The 14258-nt window shown below is 65.1% G+C and carries 13 protein-coding genes; 5 read left to right on the top strand and 8 right to left on the bottom strand.

Annotated elements, in window-relative coordinates:
- Window positions 1-146: 146 nt before the first annotated feature.
- The gene (gene groL, locus AU175_RS06765) at window positions 147-1775 is read left to right on the top strand and encodes a chaperonin GroEL (protein ID WP_066286914.1); all 1629 of its coding nucleotides are present in this window, start codon (window positions 147-149) and stop codon (window positions 1773-1775) included.
- Between the two features lie 160 nt (window positions 1776-1935).
- Here the strand turns inward: groL and AU175_RS22545 are convergent, their stop codons facing one another.
- On the bottom strand, window positions 1936-2070 hold the full coding sequence (locus AU175_RS22545) for a hypothetical protein (RefSeq protein WP_269449475.1): 135 nt from the start codon (window positions 2068-2070) through the stop codon (window positions 1936-1938).
- A 297-nt stretch (window positions 2071-2367) separates the two neighbouring features.
- Between AU175_RS22545 and AU175_RS06760 the strand changes: the two genes are divergently transcribed.
- Window positions 2368-3384 carry a ribonuclease HI family protein gene (locus AU175_RS06760; RefSeq protein ID WP_066286912.1) on the top strand — a complete coding sequence of 339 codons (1017 nt, stop codon included), beginning with the start codon at window positions 2368-2370 and terminating at the stop codon, window positions 3382-3384.
- 84 nt (window positions 3385-3468) lie between these two features.
- Here the strand turns inward: AU175_RS06760 and AU175_RS06755 are convergent, their stop codons facing one another.
- The 6 genes from AU175_RS06755 to AU175_RS06730 all read right to left on the bottom strand — a co-directional run bounded on the left by AU175_RS06755 (window position 3469) and on the right by AU175_RS06730 (window position 10676).
- Window positions 3469-3756, bottom strand: coding sequence for a WXG100 family type VII secretion target (locus AU175_RS06755; protein ID WP_066286910.1), 288 nt, complete (start codon window positions 3754-3756; stop codon window positions 3469-3471).
- A 107-nt stretch (window positions 3757-3863) separates the two neighbouring features.
- Window positions 3864-5414, bottom strand: coding sequence for a sensor histidine kinase (locus AU175_RS06750; protein WP_066286907.1), 1551 nt, complete (start codon window positions 5412-5414; stop codon window positions 3864-3866).
- Window positions 5415-5416: 2 nt separating this feature from the next.
- Entirely contained in the window at window positions 5417-6127 is a 711-nt protein-coding gene (locus AU175_RS06745) for a response regulator transcription factor (RefSeq protein ID WP_066286906.1), read from the bottom strand.
- A gap of 86 nt (window positions 6128-6213) precedes the next feature.
- Window positions 6214-7860, bottom strand: a complete 1647-nt coding sequence (locus AU175_RS06740) for a DNA repair helicase XPB (protein ID WP_066286905.1) — start codon at window positions 7858-7860, stop codon at window positions 6214-6216.
- Window positions 7861-7873: 13 nt separating this feature from the next.
- On the bottom strand, window positions 7874-10432 hold the full coding sequence (locus AU175_RS06735) for a helicase-associated domain-containing protein (RefSeq protein WP_066286903.1): 2559 nt from the start codon (window positions 10430-10432) through the stop codon (window positions 7874-7876).
- A gap of 10 nt (window positions 10433-10442) precedes the next feature.
- Complete coding sequence (locus AU175_RS06730; RefSeq protein WP_066286901.1) at window positions 10443-10676, bottom strand: hypothetical protein; 234 nt, start codon at window positions 10674-10676, stop codon at window positions 10443-10445.
- A gap of 195 nt (window positions 10677-10871) precedes the next feature.
- Here AU175_RS06730 and AU175_RS06725 point away from each other — a divergent pair, with 195 nt between their 5' ends.
- Both AU175_RS06725 and AU175_RS06720 read left to right on the top strand, forming a co-directional pair.
- Window positions 10872-11255, top strand: coding sequence for a cold-shock protein (locus AU175_RS06725; protein ID WP_066286899.1), 384 nt, complete (start codon window positions 10872-10874; stop codon window positions 11253-11255).
- An 8-nt stretch (window positions 11256-11263) separates the two neighbouring features.
- Window positions 11264-11860, top strand: coding sequence for a DUF3027 domain-containing protein (locus tag AU175_RS06720; RefSeq protein ID WP_066286898.1), 597 nt, complete (start codon window positions 11264-11266; stop codon window positions 11858-11860).
- Window positions 11861-12012: 152 nt separating this feature from the next.
- On the opposite strand, the gene serC is transcribed toward AU175_RS06720, so the two are convergent.
- The gene (serC, locus tag AU175_RS06715; protein ID WP_066286897.1) at window positions 12013-13143 is read right to left on the bottom strand and encodes a phosphoserine transaminase; all 1131 of its coding nucleotides are present in this window, start codon (window positions 13141-13143) and stop codon (window positions 12013-12015) included.
- 277 nt (window positions 13144-13420) lie between these two features.
- On the opposite strand from serC, the gene AU175_RS06710 reads away from it, so the two are divergent.
- Window positions 13421-14116: a metal-dependent transcriptional regulator gene (locus tag AU175_RS06710; protein WP_066286896.1), complete on the top strand. Its 696-nt coding sequence runs from the start codon at window positions 13421-13423 to the stop codon at window positions 14114-14116.
- Window positions 14117-14258 lie beyond the last annotated feature (142 nt).

Here is a 14258-nt window from a genome sequence, read left to right as displayed (position 1 = left end):
AGGCGCCGGTCGAGGAGCGAAAGAAATACTTGCTGGAGTGAGATCCGGAACCTTAGGCGTACAGAGGCCGAGGGTGAAGGATCGTCCGTCGCGGGCACTGCAGTGGGTTCATTCTTAACGTCTGTCCCGAAAGGACTACTGCCGTTATGGCCAAGATCATTGCATTTGATGAAGAGGCACGCCGCGGCCTTGAGCGGGGCCTGAACATCCTCGCCGACGCCGTTAAGGTCACCCTCGGCCCGCGTGGACGCAACGTCGTCCTCGAAAAGAAGTGGGGCGCCCCCACGATCACCAACGATGGTGTTTCCATCGCCAAGGAGATCGAGCTGGACGATCCTTACGAGAAGATCGGCGCCGAGCTGGTCAAGGAAGTTGCCAAGAAGACGGATGACGTCGCCGGCGACGGAACCACCACAGCCACCGTGCTGGCCCAGGCACTGGTCAAGGAAGGCCTGCGCAACGTCGCGGCCGGCGCCGACCCGCTGTCCCTCAAGCGCGGCATCGAGAAGGCTGTAGAAGCCGTCACGGTGGAGCTGCTTGCTTCGGCCAAGGAAATCGAAACCAAGGAAGAGATCGCCGCCACGGCCTCCATCTCCGCCGGCGACGACGAAATTGGCGCCCTCATTGCCGAGGCCCTGGACAAGGTTGGCAAGGAAGGTGTTATCACCGTAGAGGAGTCCAACACCTTCGGCCTGGAGCTGGAACTCACCGAAGGCATGCGCTTCGACAAGGGTTACATCTCCGCGTACTTCGTCACCGACACCGATCGCCAGGAAACGGTTCTTGAGGACCCGTACATCCTGATCGTCAACTCCAAGATCTCCAACGTCAAGGAACTGGTTGCTGTCCTGGAAAAGGTCATGCAGTCCAACAAGCCGCTGCTGATCATCGCCGAGGACATCGAGGGCGAGGCCCTGGCCACCCTGATCGTCAACAAGATCCGTGGCACCTTCAAGTCCGTCGCCGTCAAGGCTCCGGGCTTCGGAGACCGCCGCAAGGCGCAGCTGGCCGACATCGCCGTGCTGACCGGCGGCCAGGTCATCGCCGAGGAAGTGGGCCTCAAGCTGGAGACCGCTGGCCTGGAACTCCTGGGACGCGCCCGCAAGGTTGTTGTCACCAAGGACGAAACCACCATCGTTGAAGGTGCCGGCGACGCCGACCAGATCGCTGGCCGCGTTTCCCAGATCCGTGCCGAGATCGAAAACTCCGATTCCGACTACGACCGCGAGAAGCTGCAGGAACGTCTGGCCAAGCTGGCCGGCGGCGTTGCAGTCATCAAGGCCGGCGCCGCAACCGAGGTTGAGCTCAAGGAACGCAAGCACCGCATTGAGGACGCTGTCCGCAACGCAAAGGCTGCAGTTGAAGAAGGCATCGTCGCCGGTGGTGGCGTTGCGCTGATCCAGGCCGGTGCCAAGGCGTTCGCGAACCTGACCCTCACGGGTGACGAAGCAACGGGCGCCAACATCGTCCGCGTTGCCATCGACGCCCCGCTGAAGCAGATCGCCTTCAACGCAGGCCTCGAGCCGGGCGTTGTTGTCGACAAGGTCCGCGGCCTGCCCGCAGGCCATGGCCTGAACGCGGCAACCGGCGAATACGTCGACCTGCTCGCTGCCGGCATCAACGACCCCGTCAAGGTGACCCGCTCTGCACTGCAGAACGCGGCCTCCATCGCCGGTCTGTTCCTCACCACCGAGGCTGTAGTGGCCGACAAGCCGGAGAAGAACGCTCCGGCCATGGGTGGCGGCGACGACATGGGCGGTATGGGCGGCTTCTAGCCCCACCTGCCGGAACCTGTTCCGCAAACCATAATGCGGCCCCCTTCACTGGAGGGGGCCGCATTTTTGTGCGCTGGCTTTTCGGGCGAGTTTTTGTCCAGATAAGGGGACTTTCCCGGGTGGGAAGTCACCTTATCTGGACAAAAACTCAAAGGGGGGCCTATTTGCGGGCCGTTGCCAGCATTCCTTCGACTTCCTTCTTGAAGGCCTCGGCGGCTGCCTGGGGAGTCAACCGGTCGTCCAAGACCTCGTCGGTGAATCGCTTGATGACGCTCTGGACGCTGCCTGCACCCACGGGCGGAACGGGAGGGGCATCTTGATGGCAGGCGCGATGTCCTTCAGGAAGGCCACTACGGTAATGTCCGCGGGCTTAAGGCTGGACGCGATGCTCTCGACGATCTCAGAGTTGCCGGGCACTCCGCGGTCTGTCATAAGGATGGCGCCCGCCGCCGGGCTGTTGGCCAAGTAGTTGATAAAGGTTGCGGCCGCCTCCGGATGCTTGGACCGCGAGGACGCGGACCAGGTTTTTGGTAGGCGGTTTCCCGGAGACGGGCCGGATTAGTTGTCGGCGCCCGTCTGGCAGGATGGTTCCGTGACGATTACTGCAGCGGCCGACGGTTCGGCCTTAGGAAATCCCGGCCCGGCCGGCTGGGCCTGGTACGTGAACGATGACTGCTGGCGGGCCGGGGGGTGGCCTCATGGCACCAATAACCAGGGCGAGCTGATGGCCGTGCTGGACCTGTTCCGTGCCACAGCGCATGTTCCCGGTGAAGACCTGAGGGTCCTGTGCGACAGCCAGTACGTGATCAACTCGATCACCAAATGGATGCCCGGCTGGAAGCGCAAGGGATGGCGGAAGGCGGATGGCAAGCCTGTCCTGAATGTGGAACTGCTGAAGGAACTGGACAGGGAACTCTCCGGCCGGAAATACACGTTCGAATGGGTCAAGGGGCACGCAGGCCATGACCTCAACGAGGCCGCCGATGAACGCGCCAGGGCCGCCGCTACTGCTTACCAGCAGGGCGTTGCTGCCCGCTCAGGTCCGGGGTTCCCCGGCGCCCCGGGCCATCCTGGAGCCGCTGCGCCGGCTTCTGCCCCTGCGCCCGTGGCTGCCCAACCCTCCAGCGCAGCAAGAGCCGCTGACGCGGCTCCTGGGTCCCGGATCTATGGTGCAGCTGAAGGCTTCGGCGGACCTGACCTTTTCAGCGGCCCGGATCTGTTCAGCGTGCTGGAGGAGAACCCCCTTGCCGGGCCCGGTGCTGCGGAAAAGTCGCCGGAGGAGATCGTGGAGGCCCTCGAACGTGAACTCGTGGGCCCGGAGGTTCGTGGCGACATCGGCCGCACCGGAGTCCTGCTGCACCCCGACTTTATGGAGATCGGGAGCTCGGGGAGGGTCTGGACCCGCGACGCCATGATGATGGCGTTGGAGGAGGATCCCGGTGAGCGGACCGAACTGGAAATCCTTGGCGCGGACCGCATCGGCACCAGTGCGGTCCTGCTGACGTACCGGAGCTACGCGCGCTCTGGCACGATTCTGCGCAGCTCGTTGTGGGTCCTCGATAACGGCCGGTGGCGGCTCCGGTTCCACCAGGGCACCCCCGAAGCCTGAAAGCAGGCATCAAGCCGGCCCGAAGCGGAATCTGTGCGCACCACACGGTGCAGGAGTTGTGGCCTCCGCCTGTGAGCGGCATCGTCAGCTGAAACGCTGGGTGTTGCCCTGTTCGGCCTGGGCGTAGGTGGCCGCGGCCGACGCCAGGGCAAGGTTGATTGATGCGAGAGAGGCTTCCACCTTGCCCTGGGTGAGGGTCCATTCGGTTATCAGCGCCTGGAAGTTGGTGGCCGCCGAACCCCGCCACGTGGACTGGAGTTCGTCCAGGCCGCGCTTCATGGTCTGGACATCGGCGCTGATTCGGTCCACGGTCGCCTTGACGTTGGCTGACTTAAGCTGGAGGAGTTCGGTGTCGACGGAAATGATGCTCATGGCTGCTGCCTCTCGGGGTGGTGGACAGCCGGGCTGTCCGGTCCGGTGGCTCCGGACCACTGCTTTGAGCCTACGGAGCGGGGCGTCGGAAGGGCCACGGTGAGTTGCTATATGTGGATAACGCGGCCGTCGTTGGCGCTTCCGCCGTCTCGTCGGTCCTGTACGTCGTCTGCTGGCATTTCGCGGATCCTGCCTCCGCCAGTATGGCTACCGCGCTGCCCACCATTCTGTCCTTCGGCTTCCTCGTCCCGCACGGGCAGGCTGACCACGAGGGTTGCCCCGCCGCCGTCGGTGGCCTGGACCCTGACGCTGCCGCCGTGTGATCCCACGATGGCCGCCACGATGGCCAGGCCAAGACCGCTGCCGCCCGTTTCGCGGGTCCGCGAAGTATCCGCGCGGTAGAAGCGCTCGAAGACCTTGGAGGCGTCGTCGTCGGAAATGCCGGGACCGTGGTCCCGGACTTCGATCACGGAGGCGGACCCGCCGTCGGACGTTCTGACGCCCACGGCCAGTTCGATCGGGCTGCCCTCCGGCGTGTAACGCAGGGCGTTGCCCACCAGGTTGCCCACCACCTGGCGGAGCTTTGCTTCGTCGCCGAGGACGGGGGCGGGAGCCGCGCTGCCGCCGTCGAGGCCGGTCAGAGAGATGGTGCGGGTGCGGTCGCTGGCCTGCGTATCCACCACGGCATCATGGGCGATCAGCTGGAGGTCAACGGGCTTCTGCTGGAGGGGCCTTTGTTCGTCAAGCCGCGCCAGGAGCAGCAGGTCCTCCACCATGGAGCCCATCCGTTTGGCTTCGCTTTCGATCCGGCCCATCGCCGTAGCCACATCCTCATCGGTGGCGAGGGCGCCGTGGCGGTAGAGCTCGGAGAAGCCCCTGATGGTAACCAGCGGCGTACGGAGTTCGTGGGAGGCGTCGGCAGCGAAGCGGCGCATCCTGCCCTCGGAGGCTGTCCTGGCCGCAAACGCCGTTTCGATGTGAGCCAGCATGGCGTTCAGGGAACTGGCAAGCCGGCCGACCTCGGTGCCGGGGTTCTCCACTTCCACGCGCCGGGACAGGTCGCCGGCGGCGATCGCGGCAGCGGTCTTCTCCACCCGGGCGAGCGGCCGGAAGGACCGTGAAACCGTCCAGCTGGCAATCAGCGACGCCAACAGGAGGGTCAGCAGGCCCACTCCGGAAACCACCAAGGTGGCGTGCTTGAGGACGTCATCCACGTCCTGCAGCGGCAGGCCGACCACCACCACCGCACTGCGGCCGTTATTCAGGACGGTCACTGCCACCACCCGCCAGTTTTCACCGTCGGTGCCCCTTACCTGATAGGGGCGGCCGCCCTGGGCCAGCGCTTCCTCGACAGAAATGGAGCTGATATCCGGCCTGTTATCGGCGTCGCCGCCGAAGGGAATGGGCTCCTGGCCTGGAGTGAAGAGGATGAGGGAATAGTCGGTGGGGACCGTGGGTGCCTGCAGTTGGGTGAAGGAGCGCTGCTTGCTGGCGAGTTCGACGGCCGCATTGAGTTTGTCATCCACCTGGCCCTGGAGATAACTGTGGAGCAGCGTCAGCGTGCCCGCGCCTGTCACCGTCAGCGCAACAATCAGCAGCGCCATGATGATGGCGACGAGCTGGGACCTCAGCGAGGCCGACTTCCACCGCTCCAGCAAGGTCAGCGCTTCTCTGCCGTCCGGAGCACGTAGCCCACACCGCGTTTCGTCTGGATCAGGGCAGGTGCCTCGGGATCGATGTCCACCTTGCGGCGGAGGTAGGAGATGTAGGACTCGACAATGGAGGCGTCACCATTGAAGTCGTACTCCCACACGTGGTCCAGGATCTGGGACTTCGAGAGCACCCGGTTAGGGTTGAGCATCAGGTACCGGAGGAGCTTGAATTCCGTGGGGGAGAGCTCGACCACGGTGCCGCCGCGGCGGACTTCGTGGGCGTCGTCGTCGAGCTCCAGGTCATCCACCCGGATGACGGCGTCGTCGTCGAGCAGGGGCTGTGTGCGGCGGAGGACGGCACGGATCCGGGCCACCACCTCGTCCAGGCTGAAGGGCTTGGTAACGTAGTCGTCGCCGCCCACGGTGAGGCCGGTGACCTTGTCTTCGGTGTCGTCCTTGGCGGTCAGGAACAGCACCGGGAAGTGTTTGCCTGAGGCGCGAAGACGCCGGGTGACGGTGAAGCCGTCCATGTCCGGAAGCATCACGTCCAGCACGGCGAGGTCCGGCGAGTGGAGCTCGGCCGCCGCCAGGGCATCGCGCCCGTTGCCTGCCGAAACGACCTCGAAGCCTGCGAACCGCAGGGACGTGGACAGCAGTTCGCGGATGTTGGGTTCGTCATCAACAACAAGTAGCTTCGCCTCTGGGCCGTTCTTATTCATACTCCCATGATGCTCCCAGAGTCTGGGAGTTTTCTGGATGGATGGTGGGTGTTCCGTGAGGTATTCCCACGCGCCCAACAGGGCTGCTAGCCCGCCTGCTCAACGTCTTTGGCGTCCAAAATCCGGTAGGCGTAGCCCTGTTCGGCCAGGAAGCGCTGCCGTTTGGCCGCGAAATCCTGGTCCAGGGTGTCCCGTGCCACCAGCGAGTAGAAGCGGGCAGCCCGTCCGTCTTTTTTGGGGCGCAGCAGACGGCCGAGTCGCTGGGCCTCCTCCTGGCGTGAGCCGAAGGACCCGGAGACCTGGATGGCCACGGAGGCTTCCGGCAGGTCGATGGAGAAGTTGGCAACCTTGGACACCACGAGTGTCTGCACTTCGCCGGCCCTGAAGGCATCGAAAAGCTTCTGCCGTTCCTTCACGGACGTTTCGCCCTTGATGACGGGCGCGTCGAGGCGCTCGCCGATTTCGTCCAGCTGGTCGATGTACTGCCCGATTACCAGCAACTGCTCGCCGAGGTGCTGGGCCACGAGCTGTTCCACGATCCGCGTTTTGGTCTCTGACGTGGAACACAGCCGGTATTTGTCAGCATCCTCGGCCATCGCATAGGCGACTCGTTCGTCACGGGGGAGATCAACCCGGACTTCCACGCAGTCCGCAGGGGCGATGTAGCCCTGCGATTCGATGTCCTTCCACGGAGCGTCATACCGTTTGGGCCCGATCAGGCTGAAGACTTCCCCTTCGCGGCCGTCCTCCCGGACGAGGGTGGCGGTAAGCCCGAGCCGGCGGCGTGCCTGCAGGTCTGCCGTCATCCGGAAGATCGGGGCGGGCAGCAGGTGCACTTCGTCGTAGATGATCAGGCCCCAGTCGTTTCCGTCCACAAGTTCCAAGTGAGGGTAGAGGCCGCCGCGTTTCGTGGTGAGGACCTGGTAGGTGGCGATGGTCACCGGCCGGACCTCCTTGACGGCGCCGGAGTACTCGCCGATTTCGTCCTCGGTCAGGGACGTGCGCTTGAGCAGCTCGTCCTTCCACTGCCGGGCTGCCACTGTGTTGGTCACCAGAATTAGCGTTGTGGTGGAACTGACGGCCATGGCCGCCGCGCCCACCAGCGTCTTGCCCGCGCCGCAGGGGAGCACCACTACGCCGCTGCCGCCGGCCCAGAAGTTTTCCGTGGCGAGCTGCTGGTAGGGACGGAGCTTCCAGCCGTCCTCGTTCAGCGCGATCAGGTGCGGCGTCCCGTCCACATAGCCGGCGAGGTCCTCCGCCGGCCAGCCGATTTTCAGGAGCAGCTGCTTGAGCTGGCCCCGCTGTGAGGAGTGGACCACGATGGTTTCGCCGTCGATCCGGGGGCCAAGCAAGGGCTGGATTTTCTTCGCCCGGATGACTTCTTCCAGCACGGGGTAATCGTCGGTGCGCATAACCAGGCCGTGCTGCGGGTCCTTCTCCAGCCGCAGCCGCCCGTACCGGGACATGGTCTCTTCGACATCGATCAGGAGGGAATGCGGCACCGGGAAGCGCGAGTACTTCAGCAGCGTGTCCAGGACCTTTTCCGCGTCCAGCCCCGCGGCGCGCGCGTTCCACAGGCCCAGCGGGGTCAGCCGGTAGCTGTGCATGTGCTCCGGGGCGCGTTCCAGCTCGGCGAAGGGGGCGATGGCATGGCGGGCCTCGGTGGCCAGTTCATGGTCCACCTCGAGCAGTATGGTCTTGTCGCTCTGGACGATCAGCGGTCCGTCATTCACGAGGTGGCGTCCTTCACTGCCGCAGTTCTTCTGCGGCCTCTATATCAATGATCCGGTGGATGGAAACTACGCGTTCGGTCTCCCGTGCCGGATCGAAGACCCTGACCCGTCCGCCACTTACCGATAAGGGAACAACTGTCTCCAGGTTGGCATTCCCGCCACCGTCCACCACGTTCATGCTGACGGTCTGCTTGAGCCGGATGGCCCGCTGCAGGGTCTCAAGCCCCAGCTGGGTTGCGGTTTCCCCCGATCCGGACCCGGACGCGGACGACGGCGGGGTCCCGGCCCCCGATCCCGGGCCGGCCTCCGATCCGGGCGGGGCCCCGTGGCCATCCTGGCCGACGGGGGAAGAGGGTTTAAGGTGGCGCAGGACAGCCAGCTGGGCATCCATTTCGGCTTCGGCGGGCGCGGTCCGCGGCGCCGTGTACACCGGCCGGGTGCTGACCGGAACCGGTGTGCTGCGGCGCAACCGGACCAGGGACGGCTCGGATTCCTCCACGGACGGGGAGAGGCCCAGGCTGCGCAGGACCTGTGCCGTTTCACGCGGCGGCGCCGTGGAAATCAGGACCGTCGGCGCGATCCTCACGAGGCCAAGCCCGGAGGCCTTTGATTCGGAAGCGAGCTCCAGTACGGCGGTCTCATCGTCGCACTGGACGAAGCTCGCTGCCATGCCAACCCGCAGCCGGCCGTGGCGCGAGGCGGTGTCCTCCACGAGGTATTCCAGCGGCTGCGGCACAGCGGTGGCGGAGTGCTCCCGCAGGAAGCCCAGCAGGCTCGCAGCGTCCTGGCCTGCCTCCAGCGCGCGCCGCACCGACGCGGGGGAGAACCGGTAGATCGTTGCCGGGCCCTGCCCTTCGGCGTCAGCCATGAGCAGCAGTTTTTCACTGAGTTCGGGACTGAGGTAGCCAGGGGCCACGGCTGTGAGGTCGGCCTGGAGCAGGACGTGGTTCAACGCTGCCGGGAGATGCTCACCGAGGATGCCCAGCGCTTCATCGGGGTTGTCCTCGGCGATCGCGCTTCCCAGCTGGCTGAGCGCCCCTGAGCCGGTCAGGCCGAGCAGGTCCGCCTCCGCCAGGACACCCCGGATCAGCGAACTGAACCTGCGCGCCATCCGGGGCTGCTCCCACTCAGCCCGTTGCAGCACGGCGGCGGCGTCCAGGACCGGGGCGTGGGCGTCGGGCGCCGTGGCCTCGTTGGTCAGTTGGTTCAGGATTTCCAGGATCCGCTTCCTGACAACGGGTGCGTCGGGCCGTTGGGCCTCGGCCGAGAGCGCATTAACGGTGGTCCCGGCTGCGCCGCGATGGACAGCCGCGGGCATGCCCGGCTGCCCACTGATGGGCTGGCCCACCAGCGACGGGACGCGTTCGCTCGCCAGCCACGCATTGACCAGCCACAGCCATTGCTCCTGCCTGGGCAGGAGCAGCCATTCCAGCTCCGGAGGCTGGACCCAGGCTGAGGAATCGACATCGAGGCGGATCAGGCCGGAGAGGGCACACAGTTCCACCAGCAGGCCTGCGCGATGCTGCTCAATCCGCAGCGCTTCCGCCAGCCGCCTCATCTCCCGCACGCCCACGCCGCCGGTGCGCAACGTGGCCAGCGGCTGTTCCCTGACCACGTGGAGGAGCTCACCCACAAGCCGAAGGGTCTCCGCAATGGCCCCCAAAGCGGCGTTCCTGCGGAGCGCGGCGGTGGTGTGGCCGAGCTCGGGAACGGGCGGGGAAAGAGTGAAGTCATTGATAATCGCGCCGCCCCGGAGGGAGACACCCACGCTGTGCGGCAGCTCGACATGGGCTGCGTCCAAAGGGACCAGCAGGCCGCGGGCCAGCAGCCAGTCAACGGGCCCGACGTCGGCGGCTTCGTTGGCCACGGAGGCTTTCCGTTGCGCCTGGGGGACGGCACCCATGGCCCAGTTCCCGAACCGGGCGAGCAACGCCGTCGTACGTTCCGGAGCGTCGGCCAGGATCTGCTGCAGCGCTTCCGGCGAGGACGTCCAGTGCTGCAGCGCCAGCGCTGCCTCCATGGGTGTGGTCGCGTCCTGGACGGGCACGCCGCTGCGGTGCAGCTCGCCCACGATTTGGACCACCCGCTGTGCGAACGCCGGCTGCAGGCGCACCAGTTCGGTGTAGCTGCGTCCCAGCCCTGCGGGATAGATGCCCACCACGTCCCGCAGGGATCCGACCGGAAGGTAGAAGCGCTGACGGTGCCCCGTGGGGGCTGTTCCGTGCGGGGGATCCGACCGGTGCACGAGCGCGAGGTCCTGCAGGGACGCCAGAATCCGGTCTACGGCAGCCACCGACGCGCCGGGAATGAACTTTCGCAGGCTGGCCGCGCAGGCGCTGTGGGCAGTATCGGTATTGGTGCACAGATGAAGGGTTTCCAGGACCTGCATCTGCGGCTTGTTCAGACGCTCCAATGCGCGCTGGACGCTCACCCTGGCGCTGGCACGCGCCGCGAGGGCGGAAAAGTCCGGAACGGCGGGCGAAATGAGGTCCGGCCGCGCGGCGAACAGCACACGCAACGACTGGTCGCTGCGTGCCTCCAGTTCTTTGCTCAGCGCGCGGATAAGGGACATCAGTCCAACGTTACCGCCCGCCGGACTTTCCTGCCCGGCGCCGTCCCGCCACACTGTCCAGGATCAGGAAGAGCATCAGCAGGAATGCCAGCGGCAGGCCGTACAGGGCGGTGGAGGTGACCCACACGGGGGCAGCCGAGCCGGCAAAGGCCAGCGCCATCACAGCGCCCACCGCCATGAGCGAGAGCAGGGCGACCGCTGCCGCGCAGATCATCAGTGGACGCCGGTAATGCGAGGGTGTCATGGACGTAACGCTAACAGTCCTCTCGGCAGGCGGCAGTGTGAAGCCCGGGAAAGCAGGAATCGGGCGCCCGGCAGGATAACCTTGAAGCAAAAGGCCCACTCGGCCCGGGCAGTCATACCCTGAACCCGCATATCAATGCGGATGCGGTGACTGCCGGCCGTGTCTCAAGACGTCAGAACGAAGAAGGTTGATTACGTGCCCACCGGCAAGGTCAAGTGGTATGACAAGGAAAAAGGTTTCGGATTCCTCGCGGGCGAGGACGGCCAGGAAGTGTTCCTGCCCAAATCATCGCTGCCTGAGGGCGTTACCGAGCTGAAGGCAGGCACGCGTGTGGAGTTCGGCGTTGCCGACGGCCGCAAGGGCGCACAGGCCCTGGGCCTGCGGGTCCTGGACAAGACACCGTCCATCGCCAAAGCCAAGCGGCCCAGCGCCAGGGACCTGGCGCCCCTGGTGCAGGACCTGGTCAGCGTTCTGGACAACCTCTCCGGAACGCTGTCCGCCGGCAAGTACCCGGAAGGCAACAAGGGCAAGGCCATCGCGGCAGCCCTGCGTAAGGTTGCCGACGAGCTGGATGTTTAGGCCTGCTGATGAACCCGGAAGCTGAACAGCCGGAGCAAACGGAAGTGGAGCAGACAGGTGACGTGATTGAGCAGTCTGCTGCCGCGGTGACCGGCGCCCCCGCGACGACCGAAACCAAGCGGCGCGCGGGTGTGCCCGCCTGGCGCACCGGCAAACCGGACGCGTTCCTTGCCGCTGCCATTGACGTGGCACGCACCGCCGTTGAAGGCATTACCGCGCCGTCCACCATTGGCCCCCACGTCGCTGCAAAGAGTGAAGGCGACCGGCTGGTGACGCACCTTTTCGAGTCGCGCCTGCCCGGTTACCAGGGGTGGCAGTGGTTTGCCGTCCTGACGCGCAACTCACGATCCAAGACCGTAACGGTCAGCGAACTTGGCCTGCTGCCCTCCGAGGATTCGATCCTGGCCCCCGAATGGGTGCCGTGGGCAGAACGCGTGCGCCCCGAGGATGCCCAGGATGCGGAGGACGCCGGAGTCAAGGCACCTTACGTCCAGGACGATCCGGATACCGAAGAGCCCGCCACCGATGCGCAGGCAGCCGAGGAATTGGACCTTGACGACCCTGACGCTGAAGAGCCTGACACTGAAGAGCCTGACGCCGAATAATCCGGCGAGTAACAGCAGACGGCGGCGTCCGGGCCTCGGCCCCGACGCCGCCGTCGAGCGTTAAGTACCCACTACCCCCATCGATTGCTCCAACAACGCCCTTTAGGGGCAGCAAAAGGGCGCCTACGGAGCAATCGATGAGTGGTGGGGCCCTACTTGCGGAGTTCGCCCACCACAAAGTCGATGCTGGCCAGCAGTGCCGAGACGTCCGCCGGTTCGATCGCAACGAAGGTGGCGATCCTGAGCTGGTTGCGGCCCAGTTTGCGGTACGGCTCGGTGTCCAGGATGCCGTTGGCGCGCAGCACCTTGGCAACAACGGTGGCGTCAACGGTGTCGTCGAAATCGATCGTGGCGATGACGTTTGAGCGTTCTTCTGGCTTGGCCACAAACGGCGTTGCAAAGTCGGAGGCGTCGGCCCAGCTGTAGACCCGGCCTGCCGAGTCGGCGGTCCGCTTGCTGGCGAAGTCCAGGCCGCCGCTGGCGTTCAGCCACTGCACCTGGGCGTCCAGGGTCACTAGGGTGGAGAGGGACGGCGTGTTGTAGGTCTGGTTGAGGCGGGAGTTGTCGATCGCTGTCTGCAAGTCCAGGAAGTCCGGGATCCAGCGGCCGCTCGCCTTGATCCGGGCTGCACGCTCCAGCGCGGCAGGGGAGAAGAGGCCCAGCCAGAGGCCGCCGTCAGACGCAAAGTTCTTCTGCGGAGCGAAGTAGTAGACATCTGCCTCGGCAACATCAACATCCAGGCCACCCGCCGCCGACGTTGCGTCCACCAGGACGAGGGCTCCGTCGTCGGCACCGGACACACGCTTCACGGGCGCTGCCACGCCGGTGGAGGTCTCGTTCTGCGGCCAGGCGTAGGCGTCGACTCCAGCTTCGGCCTGGGCAACCGGGTGGGTCCCCGGCTCGGACTTGATGATGGAAGAAGCGTCCAGGAAGGGGGCCTTGTTAGTGGCCGACGCGAACTTGGACCCGAACTCGCCAAAGGACAGGTGCTGCGCCTTCTTCTCTACGAGGCCAAAGCTGGCAATGTCCCAGAACGCGGTGGAACCGCCCACGCCCAGGATCACCTCATATCCTTCGGGCGCCCGGAAGAACTGGCTCAGGCCCTCGCGGACCGAACCGACAAGGTTCTTGACCGGAGCCTGGCGGTGGGACGTGCCCAGGATCGACTTCGATGCCGCTGAGAGCGCTTCAATCTGTTCCGGCCTGACCTTGGAAGGTCCTGCGCCGAACCGTCCGTCCCGGGGAAGGAGATCGGCGGGAATAGTGATGCTGTTTTCGCTCACAGGGGCTCCAATTTCGGCGTGGACGTGACTGGCGTCCGGGACGTGGGGTGGCCGGCAGTCGACAATGAATGCAACGAGGACCTCCCTTATTCTGCCTGAACCGCGGATTCGGCGGGAACCGGCACCGTCATAGTCCAGTCATTGAGACGGGCGTGCGGCAGGCTGGTAATTATCCGGACAAACTCAAAATAGGCTAAGCTTTTCCACGGACTACGTCGCTGTTGGGGCGCGATACGGTGGGACAACGCAAGGTACTGCGCTCGAGGAGCTGAGCTGGATGACGGATCTGATCGATACTACGGAGATGTATCTTCGGACCATTTTGGAGCTTGAGGAAGAGAACATTGTTGCTCTTCGCGCACGCATTGCTGAACGGCTTCGGCACTCCGGGCCCACGGTGTCCCAAACCATCGGCCGGATGGAACGTGACGGCCTGGTGGTGGTTTCCGGAGACCGTCACTTGGAGCTGACGGAGATCGGCCGGAAACGGGCCACGGAGGTCATGCGCAAGCACCGCCTCGCTGAGCGTCTTCTTGCCGATGTCATCGGCCTGGATTGGGCCTACGTCCATGACGAAGCGTGCCGCTGGGAGCACGTGATGAGTGAACGCGTCGAGCGGCGCATCTTTGAGATGCTGAACCACCCCACCGAATCCCCCTACGGGAATCCCATTCCCGGCCTGGCGGCCCTGGGTGGCCAGGCATCGTCGTCGTTCACCGATGATGTGATTAATCTCCTGGAAGCCATGAAAGGCTACGGCGAGGGATCGAAGGTGGTTGTCAGCAGGCTGGCAGAGCCTATCCAGGTGGAGCCGGAGCTGCTGACCCAGTTGGACGAGGGCGGGATCCGGCCGGGTGCCGCGATCTCGCTGGAGCGCGTCGGGGACTACATATCAGTGCGTGTGCCGGGGATCGAGGGAGCGTTGGAGCTCCCCCCGGAAGTCGCCGCGCACGTATTTGTTTCCGTCAGCTGAGGCAGGCCTGGAGGTCCTTTAGCCGGGGCGGGGTTACCCCATTGATTGGGCTTTAAGCAAAGATAACGGAATTGTTACTGTCCGGCTTAATCGCCTATAGTTAACCCCAAGCGTCGATACAAAAGCGTTACCTGATCTGGAG

The organism is Arthrobacter sp. B6, from assembly GCF_001663775.1.
Classification (GTDB): domain Bacteria; phylum Actinomycetota; class Actinomycetes; order Actinomycetales; family Micrococcaceae; genus Arthrobacter.
The sequence above is the reverse complement of the archived record's forward strand: the minus strand, read 5'-3'. Positions and strand labels throughout refer to the sequence as shown.